Origin of the sequence: Brucella pituitosa, from assembly GCF_965577835.1 — a bacterium.
Classification (GTDB): Bacteria; Pseudomonadota; Alphaproteobacteria; order Rhizobiales; family Rhizobiaceae; genus Brucella; species Brucella pituitosa.
In genome coordinates this window covers 660,409-683,193 of record NZ_OZ264092.1, presented here as the reverse complement: position 1 = coordinate 683,193, position 22,785 = coordinate 660,409, and the positions used below count along the sequence as shown (strand labels likewise).

The following is a 22,785-nucleotide window of genomic DNA, read 5'->3' as shown; positions in this document are numbered from 1 at the left end:
ATTGATTCAGCATGCTTCGTTAAGCGGATGAAACAGAATCAAAAAAGCCCGGTTGAGCCGGGCCTTTTTATTACTTGCAGGCGCGATAGCCGCTGCGACGCTGCATCAGATCGAAGTGGAAGTGATCGGCATGCTCGCGATTATAGCCGGGGCCGAGTACTGTGGTGAAGTAATCGCAAGCATCGGAACGGACGCTGTTGAGCAAGCCTTTTTCGCGAAAGGCGAAGAAACCGGGTTTGCGAACTGTAATGCTCTTGCCGTTGTTCAGCACGATTTTGGTGACGTCGATGGCATTGCCACGTGAATGCTCGGACATCTTGGCACCGCGGCGGTGATTCATCGTCCGGCATGAGTAGCCACCGGCATTGTAAATCGTATTGACGCCGGAGAGGTAGCGCAGGCGTGCCGATGGTTGCAGATCGCCTTTGATCCAGCGCGCAAAAGCTTCCGTGACCTGACAATTAAGTGTTGCTGCCGGCTTGAAAGCGATTGAACCACTGTTGAAGCCGCTGACCTCGATAGGATTGTCGATGCGGCAGCTGCCGCTCTGATTGATAGGCGACTTCTCGGTGAAGACAACACCCAGGCGCTTCAGGCGCGTCCGACAGGCCGCATCCGAATTGGACATCGCATAAATATTCTCGGCGGTGCTGACCGGGTTTTGAACAGGTGTCGCGAAGCCATAATCGCCGGTATAATGCGGCTGGCTCTGCGTTGTCATCTCATTGGCATTGTTTTCGATTTCTTCGGCCAGTCCAACAACGCGCTCTTCGTGCTGCGGATTGGCAGAGGCGACAGGGGCCGGTGGCATCACATCAGCATTACCGATTTCGGCCTGCGGACGTGGCGGGCGCTCTCCGGAACAACCGGCAGCCAGCGTCAGCAAGGCAAGAGATGCCGGTATCAGATAGCGATGAAAGCGATTGGACAACGCAACACTCATGCCCCAGCCTTTCATTTTGGAACCTGCTCAGGCTCATATTAGCCGATAAGCGTAAACGAACAGTCAGTGAGTGCGTTAAGGGCTGTGGCGCAAATAAGGTGATTTCCCGCCAAATCAGTGGTCATAACTTTGGCGAAATCTTCATGCCTTTTTGCTATTCGTCTCCTGCGGTTTAGGGCCAAGCCGCGATAGTATCCTCCCGGTCCCCAAAAGTTCTTTTCATGTCAGCACTGATGTCGCCGAGTGTTCTGCCGATCCTGCTTTTGATCGGCTCCAATGTTTTCATGACCTTTGCCTGGTACGGGCATTTAAAGTTCACCAGCACGCCGTTGGTGACAGTTATTTTCATCAGCTGGGGTATTGCGCTGATCGAATATTGTCTGGCTGTGCCAGCAAATCGTATCGGGCATGAAGTCTATTCAGCAGCGCAGCTCAAAACGATGCAGGAAGTTATCACACTTGTGATCTTCAGCCTGTTTTCGATCTTCTATCTGAAAGAAGCTTTCACCTGGAACCACGTTCTTGGCTTTGCATTGATCGCAGGCGGTGCAGCACTGATTTTCAGAGGTTAATTATTCCGCGGCTGCTGGAATTGGTTCCGCTTTATGCTTCCAGAACATGGGAACCAGTTCCACGGCGAGCATGGCTGTAAACAACAGACCGCAGCCGATGAAGCCAATAAATGTCAGACGGTCACCAAGGAAGATCGCACCAAACATCGCGGCAAAGATTGCTTCGGATGAGAGGAAGATTGCGGCTTGTGCTGATGTTGTGTAGCGCTGGCCGATGGCTTGCAGAGTGAATGCAACACCTGAGGAAAAGACGCCTGTAAACAGAAGCTCTTTCCATGTAAGGGCGATGATGTTCCAGTTGATGTCTTCGACGGCAAGAGCGATGGCCAGTCCTGCAACAGCAGCGGTGGCAAACTGCACGCAACTGAGTGTGATGGGACGCCCAGCACGATTGGCGCGGCTAATCAGCAGAACCTGCATCGCCCAGAACACTGCGCCAATGATCACAAGCCAGTCGCCTTGCTTGAATGCGCTTAATGCGCCACCTGACAAAAGAAAAATACCTGCAAGACATGCAACCGCACTTGGCCAAACGACGGGGTGGGGCCAGTTGCGGAAAATGATGACACCCAACACCGGCACCATCACGACATAAAGTCCGGTGAGAAAGCCAGCATTGGTGACTGATGTTGTGATCAGCCCAATCTGCTGCAGGGCAAGACCTATGAACAGAGTGGCTCCCACAAGCATGAAAAAGAAGTAGTTCTGGCTTTGCAGCTTGTGCGGTGAGCGTCTGCCTTCTGCTATCGAGAATGGCAAAACGGTGAGCGCTGCAATTGCGGAACGCACTCCGATAAACAGGAACGGCCCGATGCTCGCCATGGCCGTGGATTGCGCCACGAAGCCCATGCCCCAAATGACACCGGCCAGAAGGAGGAGTAAATTCGCCTGTACGCGCGTCATTGTTGCTTCATCCCCAAGAAAAACGCCCGCAATGACTTGGATCATGTTTCCGGGGTGGCCATGCTATAGAAAATATCATGTGGGATCGGCAAGACAGTACTTTAAATACGACATGTTCGTTCATTGATATTTTAAATCTTATGGAGCGGGTTATGGTTTTGCGGAAGTTTGGGCTCAGAGCAATTTTGCTCACAGGATGGGCAGCGATTTCGTTGCTTTCACACACTGGCATATCACAGGCCGCCTACAAGCTGATCCGGGATACTTCTGTTCTATGCGACTTTGCGCAAAACTGCACATTAAGCCTCACTCCGGTCGCAAGTGAAGGCGCGCCAGCGCTTGGTATATACAGGAGCCGCGCGATCGGATCGAAGCCGGAATTGCAGCTTTCCTATATTGATCCGTCCAAGGCTTCAGGGAAACTGGAACTGTTCGTCGACGGAAAGTTGGTGCTGGTGGTGGAAGCATCAGCGGCATCGCTCAAGGGCGATCAGCTCAATTATGGTGACGCGGCTGCCGTTACCAAACTGATTGATGCCATGAAGAATGGCCAGAAATTGCAGCTCAAGTTTGCAGGAAAAACCTCGAATTACTCGCTTTCCGGATTTGTTGGCGGTTTAATCTATGCCGATGAGCAGCAATCACGCGCTGGCACAGTCGATGCATTGCAGGCAAAGGGAAACCAGCCTGCGCCGCAGCCATCGGAGGTGAAAATCATTGCCTCAGTCGATCAGGTGCCGGAGCAGATTCGCAAGGACTTCACTGAAGAAAATGGTTTGTGCGGGACATCCAGTGGAAATTCTTTCAGCACCGGCGGAGGCTTTGACGCGAAAATCGCAGACGGCCTTCACCTGATCGGAATGCCGTGCGGTTCGCCGGGCGCTTATAATCAGCCCTACGTATTTTACAGCCAATATGAGAATCAGGTGGTTCCGATTTCACTGCCAACGATTTCGGATGATGGTCCAACCGTCACTGATCAGGCATGGAACATTGACTGGTCGCAGCAGAACAAGACGCTGACAGCTTTCTTCAAGGGCAGGGGCCTGGGCGATTGTGGCACCTATGATGTCTGGAAAGCCACGGATGCGGGCGAAGGACACGTGCGGTTTGTGCTTGTGCAAGAGCGCGTTAAGGACGACTGCGATGGCAATTACGATGGTGGTCCTGAGAAATGGCCTGCGAACTGGCCTATTCAGGCAAAATAGGAATGGTGTGCTGCAGAATTAACAGGCTTAAATTTTTCTTCGTGAAATGATTGATGAAAATGCTATAGTTACAGCAACATCACTTTGAACGGTTCCGAAGCATGTGTTTCGGGGACCGTTTTCTTTTTGTGTGCCGGCAGGCGATTTAGCCTTCCGGACGGGTGTCCTGAGCCAATTTTGGAGCAGGATCAGGCGGGCAATCAAACTGCCGTCGCGCTCATCCTGGAGGGAAGCGCGGCGGGCGATGGAAAGGACTGGACTGGGTATGGAAAAGTTCCCTATGACCCCTCGCGGTTTCGAAAACCTCAAGGAAGAACTCCGCACGCGTCAGCAAAGTGAACGTCCGCGGATCATTGAGGCAATTGCTGAAGCGCGTGCGCACGGCGATCTTTCGGAAAACGCAGAGTATCACGCTGCTAAGGAAGCCCAGAGCTTGAATGAAGGACGCATCAACGAGCTGGAAGAGCTGGTTGGTCGCGCCGAAGTTATTGATGTAACAAAGCTTTCTGGCGACAAGATCAAATTCGGTGCAACCGTCACGCTGATCGATGAAGATACCGAAGAAGAGAAGATCTATCAGATCGTTGGCGATCAGGAAGCCGACGTGAAGGAAGGCCGTATTTCGATTTCTTCGCCAATCGCGCGTGCGCTGATCGGCAAGGGTGAAGGCGATACCATTGAGGTCAATGCACCCGGCGGTTCGCGTTCATATGAGATTCTCGGTCTCAAGTTCATTTGAGGCGAAACGTGCCAGTTCCCATTGAACAGGTTGAAGTCGTAGCGCCCAATTTCAAGCGCCGCCTTTCCGGAGTGACTTCGACTATCGTGCAGCTAATCCCTTTGCAGCGTGCAAAGGGATTAGGAATTGCAACAATGGGGCCTGGATTGCCTGAAACTCTGCCACAACTCGGCTGGGGTGCTCTTCTTTCATTCTGGAAAAAGCCTGCCAAACGACGTTTTCGTATCTGGCATGCACGCCGGAATATCGAGATGCTTGCAGGTATTTTCATGCGCGATGTATTGCGCATGAAGTTGCGGCTGGTGTTCACTTCTGCCGCGCAACGTCATCACAAACCCTTCACCAAATGGCTGATCCGCCGCATGAATGCGGTGATCGCGACCAGCGGCCGTTCGGGCAGCTTTCTTGAAGTGCCGCATCAGGTCATCATGCATGGCGTTGACCTTGAGCGGTTTCATCCACCCGTTGATGAAGAAGACCAGTTCAGCGCATCGGGCCTGCCCGGGAAATATGCTATTGGCTGTTTTGGGCGTGTGCGTCATTCCAAAGGCACGGACCTGTTTGTCGATGCGATGATTGCGCTTTTGCCGAAATATCCGGAATGGACCGCAATCATCACAGGTAGGACGACTGCCGAACACCAGTCATTTGAAGATGATTTGAAAGCACGTATCGCTGCCGCCGGATTGCAGGATCGTATCCGCATTCTTGGCGAAGTGCCGGACGTGCGTATCTGGTATCGACGTCTCACGCTCTATGTCGCGCCGTCCCGAAATGAAGGCTTCGGGCTTACGCCGCTGGAAGCGATGGCTTCCAAAACTGCTGTCGTTGCAAGCGATGCCGGTGCCTATGCCGAAATGATTGTAGAAGGCACAGGTCGTTTTGTTGCAGCTGGCGATGGCGACGCATTGCGTGATGCAATAGAGCCTTACCTGGCCGATCCTGCTCTGGCTCAACGCGATGGCGAAAACGCGCTCGCGCATGTTCGCGAAGCTTTCCCGCTCGAAAAAGAAGCTGCAGCAATCAGCGCAGTCTATGAGCAGGTTTTTAGTCGTTAAAATTACGCCCAAACAAAAAGAGCGACCGCGCATGAACGCAGTCGCTCTCTCATTAATACTTCAATGAACTAGAGAATCATCAGCGGTTCGTCCTTCACAGGACGAATAGTCAGTGCCGTGCGTACCGAATCCACATTGGGAGCGGCGGTCAGCTCTTCGATGACGAAAGTCTGAAATGTGTTGAGGTCGCGCGCAACGCAATGGAGCAGGAAATCGGACTCGCCCGATACCATCCATGCGCGCCGCACCAGCGGCCACTGCTTTGACTTCTCAGCAAAAGCCTTGAGGTCGGCGTCTGCCTGACGATGCAGACCCACCGAACAAAATGCGACAAGATCCTGCCCGAGAGCATTGCCATTGAGGATAGCGCGGTAGCCACGAATGACACCACTTTCCTCCAGCTTGCGCACACGACGCAGGCAGGGAGGGGCAGAGATGCCGACACGTTCGGCTAGCTCAACATTGGTGATGCGCCCGTTATTCTGGAGCTCCCGAAGGATTTTCCAATCGATTTCGTCCAGATCAGCCTTGATCGGCATGCAAAACTCCGCGCGCAATGAAATTTCATTCAGGCGTAATTATAAAACACTCAGCGCTGCTATAGCGCAATCTAATCCTGCTCATACCAAAAGAAACGACAGGATGTAAACCGTCTAAAGCGTTGTTAGCGCATCCAGAAAGTACGTGTGAACAGGATAAATATGGTTACGAGTTCAAGACGGCCAGCCAGCATGAGAAACGAAAGTACCCAAAGTGCCGGATCGTGGATCGTTGAGAAATTTCCGGCAGGTCCGATCGTATCCCCGAATCCTGGGCCTACATTCGACAATGCGGTCAATGCGCCGGTGAAGGCGGAGACGAAATCGAGACCAAGGGAAGCCAGCAAAACAGCACCGATAATGAGCGATGCAATATAGAGGAACAGATAGAGCAATACGTTCTGGGCGATCTCGCCAGACACCTCAGAAGAACCGTACCGGATTTTTATAACCGCATGAGGCATCACAAGGCGCGCGAGATTGGCTTGCGTCAGGCTCCATAGAATGATCAGGCGGTTCATTTTGATGCCGCCCGATGTCGATCCTGCGCAGCCTCCAAGAAACGATGCGAGGAAGAAAATGCCCAGGGCAGGTGGTCCCCACAGCGAATAATCTTCGGTCGTAAAGCCGGTTGTCGTAATGACGGAGACGAAATGGAACGACGCGGATATGAGCGCGTCGCCAAACGGAACATTCGAACCAAGCCTCAATACAATCGCAAGAAGGAAACTGAAGCCGATGACGAGGGCAAAAAACAGTTTTACCTGCGGATCGGCAAGCGACTCCAGTCGGCGTGGCATGAATGCCTTGATATAAAGGACGAACGGCAGGGCCGAAAGCGCCATAAAAACTGTTGATACGATGAGCAGCTTCTGGTTGCCGTCGTAAAAGCCAAATGAACTATCATGGGTCGAAAAGCCTGCGGTCGCAACGGTTGCCAAGCCATGATTGATTGCATCGAACATACTCATGCCAACTGCGAAATAGGCAATCATGCAAGCAGCTGTCAAAGTGAGATAGGCCATAACGATGCCGAGCGCGATCTGGTTCATGCGCGGCAGAATTTTTTCCGATTTATCGGAGTTTTCCATGTGAAAAAGTGCGAGACCGCCTGCGCGCAACGAAGGCAGCATCAATAGTGCCAAGCCGATGAAGCCGACGCCACCGATCCAGCACAGAAGCGAGCGCCAGAGCAGAATTCCACGCTGCATTTCATCGAGGCCGGTCAATGCCGTTGCGCCGGTGGAAGTCACGCCTGACATGGCTTCAAAGAAAGCGGTCGCATAGCTGATCGGCAGATGCGAGAAATAGAGCGGGATCGAGCCAAGAAAACTGGCTGTCAGCCACAGGCACGCGGTCAGCAAAAAACCGAGGCGCGGTGTGAAGCGCGTGTTCTGGTTTTGGGTGGCAAACAGGATCAGAGCCGATAATGCACCGGTCGCTGCCGCAGAACGCACAAAAATAAGCCAGTCGTCGCTGCCATCGCGCAAGTCGATAGCGGCAGGCAACAGCATTGCCACCGCCATGACGAGGCCGAAACGCGCACAGATATTAGCAACGGTCTTATATATGGCCTTCGGCTCCAGCGATTTTGAAAGCTGCTTTATTGTCCTGTGTTTAACGCGGGAACTTGCCAGCCGCAATGTGGGGATGCCGCTTCATCGTGCTGAATGGCGACAAGCTGTGGCTAAAGCGCAGCAAATGCTGCTCCAACCTTGCAAACAACGGATCGCAGACCTACCTTGGCCACAATATCAGGGCATTGGCAAAGCTGGGCGCGAAAGCGATTCTGGTGAGCTGGAAGTCCGCTGTTTAAATCGATTTTTGGACCGGAGAACTATCCCCATGTCACAGCGTCATGCGCCCGTTATCGTAATCGGCTCTGGTCCGGCAGGCTATACTGCGGCGATTTACGCTGCGCGCGCGATGCTCAAGCCGATCATCATTACTGGTTTGCAGCAGGGCGGCCAGCTGATGATCACGACTGATGTGGAAAACTATCCGGGCTATGCCGAACCAGTGCAGGGTCCATGGATGATGGACCAGATGGCGACGCAGGCTCAGAATGTTGGCGCCGAAATTCTTTATGACATCATCACGGAAGTTGATACGACGTCGCGTCCTTTCCGCCTGATCGGCGATTCCGGCACCGTTTATACCTGTGATGCACTGATTATCGCCACCGGCGCTCAGGCCAAGTGGCTTGGTCTTGAAAGCGAGCAGACTTTCATGGGCGGAGGCGTTTCAGCTTGCGCGACCTGTGATGGCTTCTTCTATCGCGGCAAGGATGTGGTTGTGGTCGGCGGCGGCAATACGGCTGTCGAAGAAGCACTCTATCTGTCGCATATCGCCAAGAGCGTGACGGTCGTGCATCGCCGTGAAGGTTTCCGCGCTGAGAAGATCATGCAGGATCGCCTGATGTCGCGCGATAACGTCAAGGTTATCTGGAATAGCGTCATTGATGAAATCGTAGGCACCGAAGCCAAGCCCCCGATGGGCGCGACGGTCACAGGTGTTCGTCTCAAAAATATCGTGACAGGTGAATTGAGCGAGCATGAAGCCCATGGGGTTTTCATCGCTATTGGACATGCGCCTGCTGTTTCTTTGTTCGAGGGCAAGCTCAAGCAGAAGCCAAACGGCTATCTTTGGACTGCACCCGATTCGACCGCTACCGACGTGCCGGGCATTTTTGCCGCCGGTGACGTTACCGACGATATTTACCGGCAGGCAGTGACTGCCGCAGGTATGGGCTGCATGGCGGCGCTCGAATCCGAGCGCTGGTTGGCTGCACAGGAGCCGCTGCACGAAGCTGCGGAGTAACGAGAGGGGGAGAAGGTGGTCGCACCGCTCGACTGGGACAAACTGCGCATTTTCCATGCTGCTGCGGAAGCCGGGTCCTTCACCCATGCCGCACAGACATTGCATCTGTCGCAATCAGCTATTTCGCGACAGGTAAGTGCATTGGAGCAGGACGTTGGTGTCCCGCTATTCCATCGCCATGCCCGCGGGCTCATTTTGACGGAGCAGGGCGAAACGCTCTACCGGACGGCGCACGACGTGCTGATGAAGCTCGAAAATGTCCGCTCGAAACTGGCCGAGAGCAAGGAAAAGCCGACAGGACGTCTGCGCGTGACGACGACCGTTGGTCTGGGTTCAGGCTGGCTGATCGAACGTATTCAGGAGTTTGTCGAGCTATACCCTGATGTGCAGCTTCAGCTCATTCTTGATAATGAAGAGCTGGATCTCACCATGCGTCATGCTGACTGCGCGATCCGTCTGCGTCAGCCACAGCAGCCTGATCTGATCCAGCGTCGTCTGTTCACTGTGCATATGCACGTCTATGCTTCGGCGGGCTATGTTTCCAAGTATGGCAAGTTGAACTCGATCGATGAGATTGATCAGCATCGCGTGGTGACTTTTGGTGAACCTGCTCCGAGCTATCTGACCGGGTTGAACTGGCTGGAGATTGCTGGTCGCTCAGATGGAAGTGCGCGCATTCCGGTTTTGCAGGTGAATAACCTGCTGTCCATTCGTCGTGCTGTTCAGCGCGGTGTTGGTATAGCGGTTCTGCCTGACTATATGGCGGACAAGGAATCCGGTCTGGTGCAGCTTCTGCCCGAGCTAGAGGAAATTCCGTCGTTCGATACATTCTTCTGCTATCCGGAAGCGTTGAAAAACTCTGCCAAGCTTCATGCCTTCCGTGACTTCCTGTTCTCGAAGGCACGTAACTGGACGTTCTGATTGTAGTCCTATGATGTGAAAAGGCCGCGCTGGATCATCCAGCGCGGCCTTTTCATTTTCATCAATGTTACTTGCGTGGCAGCAGGCGCTGCACTTCCTTGGATGCATCGGCGAGAGCGTCTTCCGGCGTTGCCGACTGTTCAACAACGCGCGAGAGATTATCGACGATGGTCTGCGTTACCTTGACGCCATTTGAGCCGGGGAAAGCATACCAAGGGATCATCAGCGACATCTGGCTGAGACCAGCTTTAAACAGCGGATTTTCCTCGTAGAACTTGCCGAGATATTCATCTGATTTGGCGGCCAGTTCGTTGTTCGGTACATAGCCAGTGCCGGGGACGACGACGGAAGCGCCATAAGGGCCAGCAGCGAACTTGGCGAATTTCCATGCTGCATCCTGCTTGGCCTGATCTTCGGTCAGGATCACAACCGCATTGCCGCCTGTTGGCAGACGACCTTTTTCGGCGTTGAGAAGCGGGATCTTGGCGGTGCGCATGTCGAACTTGTCGCCGACATTCTTGATCGTGTTGCGCAGAGCGCCCGTTGTCTGGAATGAAAATCCAACTTTGCCAGCAGCAAATGACTGCTCGCCCGCAGCCTTGGTGAGAACCGGCATGCCGCCTTCCTTGACCATGCGATCGACCAGCTTGAAAGCTTCAAGACCTTCCGCTCCGTCGAAGGCAACCTTCTTCTCGTCTTCAGACAGCATGGTGCCGCCAGCGCCGAACAGAAGGGCTGAGAACATCCAGTCATCGCCCTGCCAGCGGAAATCAATGCCTTCATTGCCGTCGCCAAGCGCCTTGATCTTGCCGCCGAGCTCAATCACTTCGTCCCAGGTGGTTGGAGGCGTGTCAGGATTGCCCCCTGCTGCCTTTAGAAGATCGGCATTGTAATACATGATCGGGTTGGAGGTTGCGAAAGCAAGACCAACCTGACGGTTGCCGACGCGGGCGAGGCTCAGCAGATGGTCGGTAAAGCCCTGGGCTTCAAGATCCGCTTCCTTATCGACGAGCGGCTTCATGTCGACACCGATGTTGCGCTCGGCCAATACGCGCAAGCGATTCAAACCGGTGAAAGTGATGTCTGGCATTTCCGAGGTGCCAGCCTGACGCATGATCGTCTGGATGCCTTCCTCGTAAGTCGCGGAAGGGCTGACGAAGTTGATTTTGATGTCCGGGTTTTCTTCCATGAACTTCTTGGAGATGTCCGCCATGACATCCTTGAAGAAGCCCGGCATCGGGTAGTGTACGTTCAACGTCGTGTCGGCAAAGGCGGGCGAGCCGAGACCTGTTGCCATTGCCAGAGCGGCGAGTGCACTGGAAAAGCGTTTCATGATTGAACTCCTGTGGAGGATGGGAGGGAAGAATTCAGCCCTTGAGGCCGGTGAGGGTGATGCCTTCGATGAAGCGGCGCTGGGCGGCAAGAAATGCGAGAAGAAGTGGCAACGTAATGACGAGAGTTGCAGCCATCAGTGCGCCGTAATCATCGCCTGCTTCCGCAGCGCGGAAATAGAGAAGGCCAAGCGGCGGCGTGGCACGCTCCATGCCGTTGACGACGATCAGCGGCCAGAACAGATCGTTCCAGTGCGCGACAACCGAGAAGATCGAGAAGGCGGTGATTGCGGGCCAGGCATTTGGCACGATCACCCGCATGACGATGCCTGCTTCCGACATACCGTCGAGGCGGGCTGCACTGATGAGATCATCTGGCAGGGCGCGGAAGAACTGCAGAAACAGGAAAATGCCGAAGACCGAGATGAAGAACGGAGCGCTGAGGGCAAAATAGCTGTTGAGCACACCAAGCTTGTTGAAACCAACATAGAATGGCAGTGCAGTTGCATGGATCGGCACTAGCAGACCTAGCATAACGAGCATCATCATGGTGCGCTGGCCGCGAAACTGCAGCTTTGCCATGGCATAAGCGCAGGGAATGGCGATGACGACCTGAACGACGAGAACCAAGCCACAGACGACAACGCCGTTGAACAGCAAAAGCCCCATCGGTACGCGTGTCAAAGCCTTGGTTAGATTTTCCCAGAGCGCCCAATTGTGCGGGATCAGCGACAGGGAGGACGAGAAAATATCCTGCTGGGACTTCGCGGCCGTCGACAGCATGAAGATGTAGGGCGCGAGAAACAACAACGCACCCAGCGACAGAAGTCCAAGACGGAAAGAACGAGCCAATGTCATCCGGGTTTCCTCAATAGTGGGTGCGACGGTCCAGCATGCGGAACTGCAACATCATCAGGATCACCAGAACCGCGAGAAAGATCACCGTCATTGCCGAGGCATAGCCGACGCGCAGATAGACGAAGCCTTCCTGATAGATGGTCCAGAGCAGCACTTCAGAGGCTTTGTTCGGGCCGCCTTCTGTGAGTGTTTTGACTGTCTCGAAAACCTTCACGGCATTGATGATGCTGATTGTTGTCACAAAAAGCGTGGTTGGTCCGAGTAAGGGCCATGTGACCAGCCGGAAGCGTTCCCAGCTGCTTTTCACGCCATCGACTTCGGCAGCTGAATAAAGCTCACGCGGGATGGCGGTGAGACCGGCCAGAAACAGCACCATGTTAAAGCCAACGCTTTGCCACACGCCGATCATCGCAAGACTGGTCAGAACCGTGTCGCTGGAACCAAGCCAATTGGGACCAGTGATGCCGATCATGCCAAGTATGGCGTTGATGGGACCGAGCGTTGGGTGCAGCAAATATTGCCAGACGGTTGCCATGGCGACGAGGAGCGAGGCGACCGGTAGGAAATAGACCGTGCGGAAGAAGGATTTGCCGCGCACTTCGCTCTCGATGAGCAGCGCTACGCCAAGGCCGAGAAAGACAGAGGCTGGAGCTACAATAGCGGTGTAAACGGCAGTGTTTTTGAGCGAGATCAGGAATGTTCGATCACGGAAGAGTTCGGCATAATTATCAAATCCGATAAACTCGAAACCATCATAGCCAAGTTCGAAATTGGTGAAACTCCAGAAGATCACAGCAGCGGTTGGCAGCAGGATGAGGAGTACAGTCAGAAAAATCGCGGGGGAGGCGAGTTTCCACGCAAGACGTTCTTCACGGCGGCGGGCATTTTCTGCGGCCGTTCTTGCGTGGCTTGTGCCTGAATAGGGAACAGCGGCGTCAGACATGGGCTGACGTCCTTTCGCGGGCCGTAAGCGTCACTTTACTATCGGCAGGCTGACGCAGCCGCAGACCGTCTTCGCCAAACAGATAGGCGTTGGCGGCGTCAAAGTGCAGGCCGACTGGCAGGCCCGTTATAATGTGCTGTGCATTGGCGGGGTCGAGCTTTGCCGTCAACTCCTGTGAAGTTCCGGGCGCTTTCATATAGATCAGCACTTCCGAGCCAAGAAATTCGATCCGTGAGACGGTCGCACTGATGCCGGTCTTGTCATGCGGAACGATACGGAAATGTTCGGGTCTGATGCCGATGCGAACTTGGGTGCCGAAATGGGCGGCAACGCCTTGCAGAATGGCGTGGCCTGCAAAATGAACAAGGCCGTTATCGCTGATCACGGCATCAAGAATATTGATGCGGGGCGTGCCGATGAACTGCGCGACCTCGATATGGCGCGGATCGTTATAGATCGCGGTTGGCGTGTCGATCTGAAGCAGTTTGCCGCCCATCATGACCGCAACGCGGTCGGCCATGCTGAGTGCTTCTGCCTGATCGTGTGTAACGTAGATGGTTGGCACGCCTGCACGACGATGCAGTTCGACGATTTCCGCACGGGTGTGAACACGTAGATTGGCATCAAGATTGGAGAGTGGCTCGTCCATCAGGAACGCACCCGGCTGGCGGACGAGCGCGCGGGCGAGAGCCACACGTTGGCGCTGACCTCCAGACATCTGACCCGGCTTGCGATCAAGCAAATGGTCTATTTTCAAGCTGGTCGCAGTGGCTCTGACCTGTTTCTGAATAGAAGCTCGCTTTTTCCTCTGGCTGGGAATAAGTGGGCCAATGATCGGCATGCGCTCCATCGTTGTGAGATCGCGCATGGCGAGCGGTACAGCAATGTTCTGTGCTGCTGTCAGATGCGGATAAAGGGCGTATGACTGGAAGACCATCGCCATATTGCGGTCGGCTGGATGCGCTGCGGTAATGTCACGCCCAGCAATGGCGATGCTGCCTTCGTCTGCGTGGTCCAGCCCGGCCAGAATGCGCAGCAATGTGCTTTTGCCGCAGCCGGAAGGGCCAACGAGAGCGATGAATTCACCCTCCGCCGCTTCTAGGGAAATACCATCGAGAATGCGGTTGGCACCATAGGATTTGCTGATGTCTCGAAGGGTGAGCGTGCTCACTGGCTGGCCTCCGCAATGAGTTCTTCTGCTTCACCATCGCCGGTGTGTTGCGGATAGACTTCATGCACCACGTCATCGATGACGTAAGGGGTGAGCTCTTCGATGCGGACGATTTCGCTTGTTACGGTTTCACCGAGCTCGTGAATGGCAGCGCCGAGGATACGTTCGCCGGGCAGGTCGCGTTCCATTGGCCCGACGATGAAGGCGGCTGCGGGTGCCCAGATGTAGCTGATGCCGTCGGCGGTGCCTTCCCAGGCGCGGTGCAGATGACCACTGGCGTGAAGCTTCACATTATGGGCTTTGAAAAGATCGTAAAGACGCTGGCGAGGGGCCGGGCTAATACCCCAGTAACCCGTATCACCTTCGTTCGGTGCATCGACGAAAACAGGCTTGTGTGCAAAGACTGCAACCGGCTTGCCGTCGCTATTGTTCAGTTCAGCTTCCAGCCACTGAAACTGTTCTTCTTCTTCAGTGGAGTCTGCGCCGATGATCAGGCTGTTGAGACCAATAATGCGCCAGTCGCCGAAATCCTTCGCCCAATAATCCGGGCCGAAATGCGTACGCCAGCGTGCAAGGCGCAGCGGGTTAACGGGCTGGTGACTGCCGGGAAGATGACCGATGTCATGATTACCGGGCAGGCTCAACACAGGCGCAGGGAGCTCTGCAATACGATCGCGGCAGAAAATCAGGTCAGTTTCGACATCGGCTCCGTCGACGGTCAGGTCCCCGGTATGAATGATGAGATCCGGCTTCTGCTGTTCGACCCACGCTACCAGTGGGGGCCAGTTGCTGTTGAAGTGCGATTTGGCAGGGCTGAGGTGAGTGTCTGTAATCTGAACGATCCGCAAGATGGCGCTCCTTCCTGAATAAGGGTGCGCGCAGCACGTGCCGTTTGGGCATTCATCGGGGATAGCTGCGGCCTTGCGAGGGCTTCTATGCCTCTTCTGTGACAGGTTCGATGCAGTGTGGTGATAGTTTAGTGACAGGCCCTGTGAATGTTGCCAGCGAAAGTGATTTGCTGTTTTTACAAGCAAGGCGGACTTGCATCTGCCTGCAGTTTAGGCTGCTCTTATATCGCTGATATAGAGTTTCGGTTCGGTGATAAATCTATAAAATATTGAATTTATTTATGTTTTTTTGATTTTCAAGCTATGCATAAAACGCATAGCTGCATTGCCATAAAGTTGCATTGCCAAAACAATAAGCAAAGTGCATATAAAGATCATCTCAGCGCTGCGTTTCCTCCTCCCATTTTACGCAGGCTGAGTGTTCCCCTCTGGAGGTTTGCCTCAAAGGCACCTTCAAAACTCAAAGCCAGACATTTGTCTGGCTTTTTTTTTGGCTTTTCGCCAGATCTTGGTTTTTCTCTTGAGGTGAAGATACGAAAAGGGGCCTTTCGGCCCCTTCGTCATTTGTATTTTTAGCTTTTAACGCAGGCTTGCGCAGAAGCGCTGAATGCGTGAGCAGGCTTCTTCAAGCAGTTCATCAGATGTCGCATAGGAAATGCGGAAGTTTGGTCCAAGACCGAAAGCCGAGCCGTGAACGACGGCAACGCCTTCTGCTTCTAGCAGTTCGGTCACGAAGTCTTCGTCAGTCTCAATCACCTTGCCCGCTTCAGTCTTCTTACCGATGAGGCCAGCGCATGACGGATAAACGTAGAACGCACCCTCAGGTGTCGGGCAGTGAATGCCTTTGGCCTGGTTGAGCATGGAAACAACCAGATCGCGACGAGCCTGGAAGATTTCCTTGTTCTTCGGAATGAAGTCCTGTGTGCCGTTCAGCGCTTCAACAGCCGCCCACTGAGCGATGGAGCAAGCGCCAGAGGTCTGCTGACCCTGCACCATATCCATGGCCTTGATGAGCTGCAGCGGGCCCGCTGCGTAGCCGATGCGCCAGCCGGTCATGGCATAGGCCTTCGACACGCCGTTCATGGTGAGCGTGCGGTCATAAAGCGAAGGTTCAACCTGTGCGGGCGTCGTGAAGACGAAATCGCCATAGACCAGATGTTCATACATGTCGTCGGTCAGGATCCAGACCTGCGGATGACGAACGAGAACTTCGGTCAGGGCCTTCAGTTCTGCTTCGGTGTATGCCGAGCCGGTTGGGTTCGATGGCGAGTTGAAAATGAGCCACTTGGTCTTCGGCGTGATGGCCTTTTCAAGATCAGCAGCGGTGAGCTTGAAATTGTCTTCGATCTTCGTGTTGACGAAAACCGGGGTGCCGCCGTTGATCGCAACCATTTCCGGGTAGCTCACCCAGTATGGCGCAGGGACGATCACTTCATCGCCTGGGTTCAGCGTCGCCATGAAGGCGTTGAACAGGATCTGCTTGCCGCCGGTGCCGACGATAACCTGTTCTGGCTTATAGTCGAGGCCGTTTTCGCGCTTGAACTTGGCAACGATAGCCTGACGCAGCTCAGGGATACCAGCAACAGGGGTGTACTTGGTTTCGCCGCGATTGATCGCGTCGATGGCAGCTTGCTTGATATTGTCTGGAGTGTCGAAATCGGGCTCGCCCGCTCCGAGACCGATCACGTCCTTGCCCTTAGCTTTCAGTTCACGTGCTTTCTGGCTGACCGCAATGGTCGCAGATGGCTTTACACGAGAAAGGGCGTCGGCGAGAAATGCCATGATAGATCTCCATAGATGGCAGGATCAGATAACCGGCACCGGGCGCGGTCCGGTTTTGCGGACTTTCTATGTCGCATTGGCGCACGAATCGCAACAAAAGCTTTGCAGTTTCGCAATAAATTCCGGTTTCTCGTGAGAATGTGTTGCTGAAAAGTTCTGATCCATCAATGCCACGAACATATTGTTTCAATGAAACTGATTGGACAGCTTTCAATCTGATGGACATGTTATACCGGCACAGGAGAAGCAGATGCTTACAATCTATTCACAGCCCGATTCCGGAAACTGCTATAAGCCACGGCTTTTGCTCGCCAAACTGGGAAAGACGTTTAAGCACGTCACTGTTTCGTCGCTCGACGGTTCGACGCGAACACCCGAATATCTGGCGAAAAATCCGAACGGCAAAGTTCCGCTGCTGGAACTTGATGATGGCCGGTTCATTGCCGAATCGAATGCGATGCTGCTCTATCTGGCTGAGAACACCCGCTACCTGCCGAAGGATGCCTATGAACGGGCACTCGTTTATCAATGGCTGTTCTTCGAACAATATAGCCATGAGCCCTATGTTGCTGTTCGTCGCGCCTTGATGGTCTATCCGGAGCGTGCACGTGATGCGACGCCTGAACGTCTTGCATCGACGCTTGTGGGTGGAGACAAAGCGCTGGCCGTAATGGAAGAGCAGCTGAAAAAGACGCCGTTTCTAGTTGGTAATAGCCTGACGGTCGCTGATATTGCTCTTTATGCTTATACGCATGAGGCCCATCGGGGTGGTTTCAACATGGAGCTCTATCCGGCGGTCAATGCGTGGCTTGCCCGTGTGGCTGCGGATGAGGGACATGTCTCGCTGGACTGGTTGCCGTAGGGGTTTAGAGCGGTCCCAGTTAAGATTGAACCGTTGGAACCGCTCTAGAGCGTGTCGCGTTTAATCGCACCCATGGTGCTCGCTCTAGATTCTTTTAATTGCCGCATGTTCGCGAACGTTAAATGAATCCATTTAACTGCGACATGCTTTAGCTATTTGTTTTACGTATTATCCAACGCAAAACTGCTTCACACTTTTGCTGGAAATGCTCTAATCCGCCATAAGGTCGCGCAAGCTGCGCGTGGCCATTAGTTTATAGGCCTCTATCAGCGCATTGCTTTCGTTTTCCGAAACGTCGACGGCGATGCGCATGGTGGATTCGCCAAAATGCATCAGCAGGAAGGCCGTTTCGTCCAGTTGCGCTGATACCTTGCCGGGGGCGATCCGGCGGATCGTATCTGCGAGCAACTTGCCGTTCTGCCTGCTTTCGGCAATTTCCAGCTTTGACAGGGACTTGTCGGTCTGCGTGGCCGACCAGATGTCGCGCATTGCTGGTTCCAGCCGCATCAACGCCAGATATTCGTCAATCAATGCATTGAATGCGACGATCAGTTCATCGACCGAATTCGCCGCTGCAAGGCCGTCCTCGATGCACTGGCGCGATTGCGCATTGCAGCTTTCAAACAGATAGCGGATCAGGGCGCTTTTATCGGGGAAGTATTGATAGAGCGCACCGATCGAAATGCCTGCCTGCTGTGCAATCTCGCTCATCTTGAGACTGTCGCTGCCTTTGGCGGCGATCAGCGCCGTGGCGCATTCCGTTATGCGCCGGATTTTTTCCTGTGCACGGCTTTGACTAGGGGTGCGGCGCAGGACGGTCGCACCGATTGTTTCTGTTTCCGTATCTGAATTCTGCTTCATGACCGACTCACATTTTCATCTTGACAGAATATGAGGATTGCTCACATATTGCAAATATGAGAGTTACTCATATTTTGGGAGATGAAGATGAATACACATCGCAATGATCGTTATCTGGTGATTGGCGCTACCGGCAAAACCGGTAGGAGGGTTGCAGAAAAGCTGCGAGGGAAGGGGCTTTCGGTTCGCGCGGTATCGCGCAGTACCGGGATAGTTTTTGACTGGAACAATCAATCAACGTGGGCTGCGGCGCTTGATGGCATCACGAGTGCCTATGTCACATATCAGCCGGATCTGGCCTTGCCGGGTGCCGTGGATGTTATCCGCGCGTTCCTGTCTACGGCTAAGAAGGTTGGCGTGAACCATGTCGTGCTTCTCTCTGGGCGAGGAGAGGAGGAGGCCGAGGCTGCGGAACAGGTTCTTCAAACTTCCGGTTTGGACTGGACTGTGCTGCGTGCCAGCTGGTTCATGCAGAACTTCAGCGAAAATTACATGCGTGACGAATTGCTTTTAGGCTCGCTGACCTTGCCGGTTGGTCCCACAAAAGAGCCGTTTATTGATGCCGACGATATCGCCGATGTCGCCGTTGCTGCCCTTACCGAAACAGTACATCACAACAAGCTCTATGAACTCACCGGCCCGGAACTGTTCAGTTTCAGCGAGGCAATAAGCGAGATAGCCGAGGCGACAGGTAAAGAGCTGTCATTCAACCCGGTCTCGTTCGCCGATTATGAGACAGCGCTGCGTGAACAGGCATTGCCGGAAGATGTCATCACGCTTTTGCGCTATCTTTTCACCGAGCTTTTTGATGGTCGCAATGCCAGTGTGGCGCATGGCGTGCAGGAAGCTCTTGGACGAAAGCCGCGTCGGTTTGCAGATTTCGCCCGCAAGGCGGCCATTGAAGGCACATGGGAGGGACAATCATGACTACGAGTTTTCAACTGCTTGTTCTGCTGACGGCATGGGGAAGCGCGATTACAGGCGGTATCTTCTATGCGTTCTCTAGTTTCGTGATGGCTGCACTAGCACGCATTCCGGCGAATGCGGGAATAACGGCGATGCAGTCGATCAATATCACTGTTATCAACGGCACGTTCTTTGCGGCCTTTTTCGGCACGGCGTTGCTATGTCTGGCAATTATTGCGCTGGGCTTAATGGGCTTCGGGAGCCTATCGAAATGGGCGATGATTGGCGCTGCCGTCTATCTTGTCGGCACTATTGGCGTCACGATGGTTTTGAATGTGCCGCTGAACAACCAGCTCGCGGCGATGGATGCCAGTGCCGCCACGTCGGCTGATATCTGGCTTACTTATGTGCGCGACTGGACCCTATGGAATCACGTCCGCACCATTGCTGCGCTGATTGCGGCCCTTATTCTGGGCGCGAGCGCGATGGCGAGGGTGTAAGCAGAAAAGCGGACAAATAAAAAAGCGGGCCCGAGGACCCGCCTTTTCTCTGCCTTACGGCAAAAATTATGCTGCGACGAGGTTGTCGGCAGACGAACGGCCCGAACGACGGTCCTGTACGATTTCGTACGTAACCTTCTGGCCTTCATCGAGCGTGGCCAGACCAGCGCGCTGAACAGCGGAAATGTGGACGAATACGTCCGTGCCGCCCTGATCAGGCTGAATGAAGCCGAAGCCCTTGGTCGTGTTGAACCACTTAACTGTTCCCGTAGCCATGGGAAATTCCTTTGTAACATTAGTAGTAGTTAGTCCGTATGCTTCGCACACGTCCCTGTGAATCGAATTTATGGACAGGAGATCGTCAGGAAGCACGGCAGGCCGGGCGGGTCGCAAAGTCACTTGACCGAAAAATCGATGACAAGACTATATGCGACAAATTTGACCAACACAAGACAGCCCGTGCTATCTCTAAAGGCCTATTTTTGTAATGCTTTTCCCCATTCCCAAGCCAATGCGAGCACTTGCTTCTATCAAAGGCAGCCAGAACAATTTGAAAAGAATTGGTTTGTTTCCGTCACTGGGAAACATTTCATAATGGTACCATTGATCGGGAAAACTGCCATCCAACGGTAGATGAAAGCAGTGACGATGATGTGTTTCGGTGTGGGTAGGCTCGATATATTCGTAGGTCACACTTTCAAGACTACGCATGCCGGAGGTCTTCAGGATACCGGTTTCTTCATGAAACTCACGATAGGCTGCAGCTTGGATTGCTTCGCCGTCATCGACAGTTCCGCCCGGAACCTGAAGCGGCATGTCTGGATTTTCCGGCTCGCTGAAGACGAGTAACTCTTTGTTCCATGTGGCGTAAATCAGAACTTTATCAATTGCTTTGGCAGATGCGGTCATCGGAAGCCTTCGCGCGATTTGTACTTTGTACTATCGTGTCAGGATTAGGGGTCACGCAAAAGTTCCAAAATATTGCTATAGAGCGCTATGGGAATTGGTTAAGAAAACGCGATGAAGTCTTGCTTTTAGAGCTGGAATTTGCCCGCAACGTTTCACATCTGCCCAAACAATTTTGATGAGGGAAGACTTGGTGTCGAAGTCAAAGCAGAAAAAGCCGCACGGGCTCGATAGCGCTAATCAGAAAGCTGATAGCGGCATGCAGGACGGCAGTGATCTATTTTCGCAAGCGCGCATGATGATGAGCGCCTTCTGGGTCTCACCTGTTCGCAACCAGTTGATTGCGCTGGGAACTGGTATTTTTGTTCTGATCGTTTTGATCGCCGTAGGGCAGGTTGCAATCAATCGCTGGAACGTACCGTTCTATAATGCTTTGTCAGATCGCAATCTGAGTGCCTTCTTTCATCAGCTTCTGATCTTTTTTGCTATCGCCGGATCGGTCCTTCTTCTGAATGTCTCTCAGACCTGGCTGAACCAGATGTTCAAGCTGAAGCTGCGAGAAGGGCTGGCGCGTGACTTGGTCGGCGAATGGTTGCAGCCGGGGCGAGCGTTCCGTCTTGCGAAGGCTGGCGAAATTGGCGTTAATCCCGATCAGCGATTGCAGGAGGATGCGCGTCATCTTGCTGAGACTACAAGCGATCTGGGCATCAATCTGCTGCAATCCACCGTCATTCTCGTAAGCTTCGTTGGCGTCCTGTGGTCTCTGTCGAGCGGCTTTGTATTCCACCTTTGGGGCTATAGTTTTTCCATACCGGGCTATATGGTTTGGGCGGCGGTTTTTTATGCGGGTTCTGCATCGCTGCTGTCATGGTTTGTGGGCCGTAGTCTCGTCAATCACAACGCCAATCGCTACGCGCGGGAGGCTGACTTCCGGTTCTCATTGATGCGGGTGAATGAGCACATCGATGCTGTCACATTGGCACGTGGCGAGGCTGATGAACGCCGCAGACTGGACCTTGATCTTGATGCAGTGCTTTTGGCTATCAAGCGAATTGTCATTGCAACGACCAATCTGACATGGGTTACGGCCGGCTATGGCTGGTTTACCATTGTGGCCCCGATCCTTGTTGCAGCACCTGTCTATTTTTCGGGCGGGCTGACGTTTGGCGGTTTGATGATGGCCGTCGGCGCTTTCACGCAGGTGCATAATTCGCTGCGCTGGTTTGTCGATAATTTCGGAGCGATTGCCGATTGGCGCGCAACATTGCTGCGCGTGGCGAGCTTTCGACAAGCCATATTGCGGATGGATGAAATTGGCCACATCGATCGGCAGATAGTTCTGGAAACCAACGAGGACGAGCGACTGACGGTTGATGCCCTGTCTATTGCCGTGCCTGATGGGTGTCTCAATCTGGTTGAGACGAATGTCAGCATCAATCCCGGTGAACGCCTGTTTGTGACTGGCGCAACTGAAACTGAACGCAGCCGGTTTTTCCGCGCGCTTGGTGGCTTGTGGCCTTGGGGGAGCGGGCGGATCGGATTGCCTGCTGGAGATCGCGTGGTGTTCATTCCGCATGCACCCTATATCCCGCCCGGCAATCTCCACGATGCTGTGGTCTATCCGTTGAGTGCCGCTGATTTCTCAAAAAATCAGGTGGCGGACGTGTTGAAGCTTGCCGGATTGGAGCGACTTGTACCCCAGATAGACCGTGTTCTGCGATGGGATCGCACGCTGACTGATGATGAACAACAGAGCCTGGCTCTGGCCCGGCTTGTGCTGCAAAATCCAAGCTGGATTGTGATTGATGGTACGCTGGATGGGATGGATGAAGAGGCGCGAAAGCGCGCTTATGCCATTCTGACAGGCCCGTTAAAGGACGCTGCTGTCATTCATATTGGCAAAGGTCTGGGCCATAACGGTCTGTTCACGCGACAATTGCATCTGGCAATGGACTTGCAGGCGGATCCGCTTCGGTTGCCCCATCAAGCGGAAGCGGCTGCATAAGAGCCGCCTGTAATATTTATCAAAAGCAAAAGGCCGCAGATTGTTGTCCGCGGCCTTTTTCATTCTCGTGTAATTATTTGCTTTTGCGCATTATCCTACGCAAAACCGT

Annotated in this window: 24 protein-coding genes and 1 pseudogene; 11 read left to right on the top strand and 14 right to left on the bottom strand. The window is 53.7% G+C overall.

What is annotated here, in order from left to right; translation table 11 throughout:
- Positions 1-70: 70 nt before the first annotated feature.
- On the bottom strand, positions 71-943 hold the full coding sequence (locus ACSME1_RS03290) for an extensin-like domain-containing protein (RefSeq protein WP_435654950.1): 873 nt from the start codon (positions 941-943) through the stop codon (positions 71-73).
- 221 nt (positions 944-1,164) lie between these two features.
- Between ACSME1_RS03290 and ACSME1_RS03285 the strand changes: the two genes are divergently transcribed.
- The gene (locus ACSME1_RS03285; protein WP_007875953.1) at positions 1,165-1,515 is read left to right on the top strand and encodes a DMT family protein; all 351 of its coding nucleotides are present in this window, start codon (positions 1,165-1,167) and stop codon (positions 1,513-1,515) included.
- Here ACSME1_RS03285 and ACSME1_RS03280 read toward each other — a convergent pair whose 3' ends face one another.
- The gene (locus ACSME1_RS03280; protein WP_100560114.1) at positions 1,516-2,418 is read right to left on the bottom strand and encodes a DMT family transporter; all 903 of its coding nucleotides are present in this window, start codon (positions 2,416-2,418) and stop codon (positions 1,516-1,518) included.
- Positions 2,419-2,570: 152 nt separating this feature from the next.
- Here ACSME1_RS03280 and ACSME1_RS03275 point away from each other — a divergent pair, with 152 nt between their 5' ends.
- The 3 genes from ACSME1_RS03275 to ACSME1_RS03265 all read left to right on the top strand — a co-directional run bounded on the left by ACSME1_RS03275 (position 2,571) and on the right by ACSME1_RS03265 (position 5,423).
- On the top strand, positions 2,571-3,626 hold the full coding sequence (locus ACSME1_RS03275; protein WP_105705716.1) for a DUF1176 domain-containing protein: 1,056 nt from the start codon (positions 2,571-2,573) through the stop codon (positions 3,624-3,626).
- A gap of 265 nt (positions 3,627-3,891) precedes the next feature.
- A complete protein-coding gene (gene greA, locus ACSME1_RS03270) occupies positions 3,892-4,365 on the top strand; it encodes a transcription elongation factor GreA (RefSeq protein WP_024899457.1) in 474 nt (157 codons plus the stop codon).
- An 8-nt stretch (positions 4,366-4,373) separates the two neighbouring features.
- Entirely contained in the window at positions 4,374-5,423 is a 1,050-nt protein-coding gene (locus ACSME1_RS03265) for a glycosyltransferase family 4 protein (protein ID WP_105705717.1), read from the top strand.
- Between the two features lie 68 nt (positions 5,424-5,491).
- Here the strand turns inward: ACSME1_RS03265 and ACSME1_RS03260 are convergent, their stop codons facing one another.
- Both ACSME1_RS03260 and ACSME1_RS03255 read right to left on the bottom strand, forming a co-directional pair.
- Positions 5,492-5,962 carry an Lrp/AsnC family transcriptional regulator gene (locus ACSME1_RS03260; RefSeq protein WP_024899459.1) on the bottom strand — a complete coding sequence of 157 codons (471 nt, stop codon included), beginning with the start codon at positions 5,960-5,962 and terminating at the stop codon, positions 5,492-5,494.
- Between the two features lie 125 nt (positions 5,963-6,087).
- Positions 6,088-7,488, bottom strand: coding sequence for a TrkH family potassium uptake protein (locus ACSME1_RS03255; protein WP_024899460.1), 1,401 nt, complete (start codon positions 7,486-7,488; stop codon positions 6,088-6,090).
- A gap of 116 nt (positions 7,489-7,604) precedes the next feature.
- Here ACSME1_RS03255 and ACSME1_RS03250 point away from each other — a divergent pair, with 116 nt between their 5' ends.
- Genes ACSME1_RS03250 through ACSME1_RS03240 form a run of 3 tightly spaced genes read left to right on the top strand, consistent with a single transcriptional unit; the run spans position 7,605 to position 9,703 of the window.
- Positions 7,605-7,778 carry a hypothetical protein gene (locus tag ACSME1_RS03250; RefSeq protein WP_161662562.1) on the top strand — a complete coding sequence of 58 codons (174 nt, stop codon included), beginning with the start codon at positions 7,605-7,607 and terminating at the stop codon, positions 7,776-7,778.
- A gap of 29 nt (positions 7,779-7,807) precedes the next feature.
- Complete coding sequence (gene trxB, locus ACSME1_RS03245) at positions 7,808-8,782, top strand: thioredoxin-disulfide reductase (protein ID WP_100558737.1); 975 nt, start codon at positions 7,808-7,810, stop codon at positions 8,780-8,782.
- A gap of 15 nt (positions 8,783-8,797) precedes the next feature.
- Positions 8,798-9,703: a LysR family transcriptional regulator gene (locus tag ACSME1_RS03240; protein WP_024899462.1), complete on the top strand. Its 906-nt coding sequence runs from the start codon at positions 8,798-8,800 to the stop codon at positions 9,701-9,703.
- A gap of 67 nt (positions 9,704-9,770) precedes the next feature.
- Here ACSME1_RS03240 and ACSME1_RS03235 read toward each other — a convergent pair whose 3' ends face one another.
- The 7 genes and pseudogenes from ACSME1_RS03235 to ACSME1_RS03205 form a co-directional block, all read right to left on the bottom strand.
- Entirely contained in the window at positions 9,771-11,036 is a 1,266-nt protein-coding gene (locus ACSME1_RS03235) for an ABC transporter substrate-binding protein (RefSeq protein WP_105705719.1), read from the bottom strand.
- Between the two features lie 34 nt (positions 11,037-11,070).
- Positions 11,071-11,892: a carbohydrate ABC transporter permease gene (locus tag ACSME1_RS03230; RefSeq protein WP_105705720.1), complete on the bottom strand. Its 822-nt coding sequence runs from the start codon at positions 11,890-11,892 to the stop codon at positions 11,071-11,073.
- Positions 11,893-11,902: 10 nt separating this feature from the next.
- Positions 11,903-12,835 carry a carbohydrate ABC transporter permease gene (locus tag ACSME1_RS03225; RefSeq protein WP_105705722.1) on the bottom strand — a complete coding sequence of 311 codons (933 nt, stop codon included), beginning with the start codon at positions 12,833-12,835 and terminating at the stop codon, positions 11,903-11,905.
- Positions 12,828-14,006 (bottom strand): ABC transporter ATP-binding protein, encoded by a 1,179-nt coding sequence (locus tag ACSME1_RS03220; RefSeq protein ID WP_105705723.1) that lies wholly within the window; start codon positions 14,004-14,006, stop codon positions 12,828-12,830. Before ACSME1_RS03220 ends, ACSME1_RS03225 begins: the two co-directional genes overlap by 8 nt.
- Positions 14,003-14,854, bottom strand: coding sequence for a metallophosphoesterase family protein (locus ACSME1_RS03215; protein WP_435654935.1), 852 nt, complete (start codon positions 14,852-14,854; stop codon positions 14,003-14,005). The genes ACSME1_RS03220 and ACSME1_RS03215 overlap by 4 nt, the downstream gene beginning before the upstream one ends.
- A 374-nt stretch (positions 14,855-15,228) precedes the next feature.
- Positions 15,229-15,418 (bottom strand): annotated as a pseudogene (locus ACSME1_RS03210) (hypothetical protein).
- Between the two features lie 15 nt (positions 15,419-15,433).
- Complete coding sequence (locus ACSME1_RS03205; RefSeq protein ID WP_024899468.1) at positions 15,434-16,636, bottom strand: pyridoxal phosphate-dependent aminotransferase; 1,203 nt, start codon at positions 16,634-16,636, stop codon at positions 15,434-15,436.
- A 250-nt stretch (positions 16,637-16,886) separates the two neighbouring features.
- Here ACSME1_RS03205 and ACSME1_RS03200 point away from each other — a divergent pair, with 250 nt between their 5' ends.
- Positions 16,887-17,498 (top strand): glutathione S-transferase family protein, encoded by a 612-nt coding sequence (locus tag ACSME1_RS03200; protein ID WP_024899469.1) that lies wholly within the window; start codon positions 16,887-16,889, stop codon positions 17,496-17,498.
- A 210-nt stretch (positions 17,499-17,708) separates the two neighbouring features.
- Here the strand turns inward: ACSME1_RS03200 and ACSME1_RS03195 are convergent, their stop codons facing one another.
- The gene (locus ACSME1_RS03195; protein ID WP_105705725.1) at positions 17,709-18,359 is read right to left on the bottom strand and encodes a TetR/AcrR family transcriptional regulator; all 651 of its coding nucleotides are present in this window, start codon (positions 18,357-18,359) and stop codon (positions 17,709-17,711) included.
- An 87-nt stretch (positions 18,360-18,446) separates the two neighbouring features.
- Here ACSME1_RS03195 and ACSME1_RS03190 point away from each other — a divergent pair, with 87 nt between their 5' ends.
- Together ACSME1_RS03190 and ACSME1_RS03185 are read left to right on the top strand one after the other, a co-directional pair.
- Entirely contained in the window at positions 18,447-19,286 is an 840-nt protein-coding gene (locus ACSME1_RS03190; RefSeq protein WP_105705727.1) for an NAD(P)H-binding protein, read from the top strand.
- Entirely contained in the window at positions 19,283-19,765 is a 483-nt protein-coding gene (locus tag ACSME1_RS03185) for a DUF1772 domain-containing protein (RefSeq protein WP_105705729.1), read from the top strand. Before ACSME1_RS03190 ends, ACSME1_RS03185 begins: the two co-directional genes overlap by 4 nt.
- A 66-nt stretch (positions 19,766-19,831) precedes the next feature.
- Here the strand turns inward: ACSME1_RS03185 and ACSME1_RS03180 are convergent, their stop codons facing one another.
- Positions 19,832-20,041 carry a cold-shock protein gene (locus ACSME1_RS03180; protein ID WP_007875924.1) on the bottom strand — a complete coding sequence of 70 codons (210 nt, stop codon included), beginning with the start codon at positions 20,039-20,041 and terminating at the stop codon, positions 19,832-19,834.
- Positions 20,042-20,233: 192 nt separating this feature from the next.
- Positions 20,234-20,674, bottom strand: a complete 441-nt coding sequence (locus ACSME1_RS03175) for an NUDIX hydrolase (protein WP_105705731.1) — start codon at positions 20,672-20,674, stop codon at positions 20,234-20,236.
- Positions 20,675-20,930: 256 nt separating this feature from the next.
- Here ACSME1_RS03175 and ACSME1_RS03170 point away from each other — a divergent pair, with 256 nt between their 5' ends.
- Positions 20,931-22,676 (top strand): ABC transporter ATP-binding protein/permease, encoded by a 1,746-nt coding sequence (locus tag ACSME1_RS03170; protein ID WP_105706042.1) that lies wholly within the window; start codon positions 20,931-20,933, stop codon positions 22,674-22,676.
- Positions 22,677-22,785 lie beyond the last annotated feature (109 nt).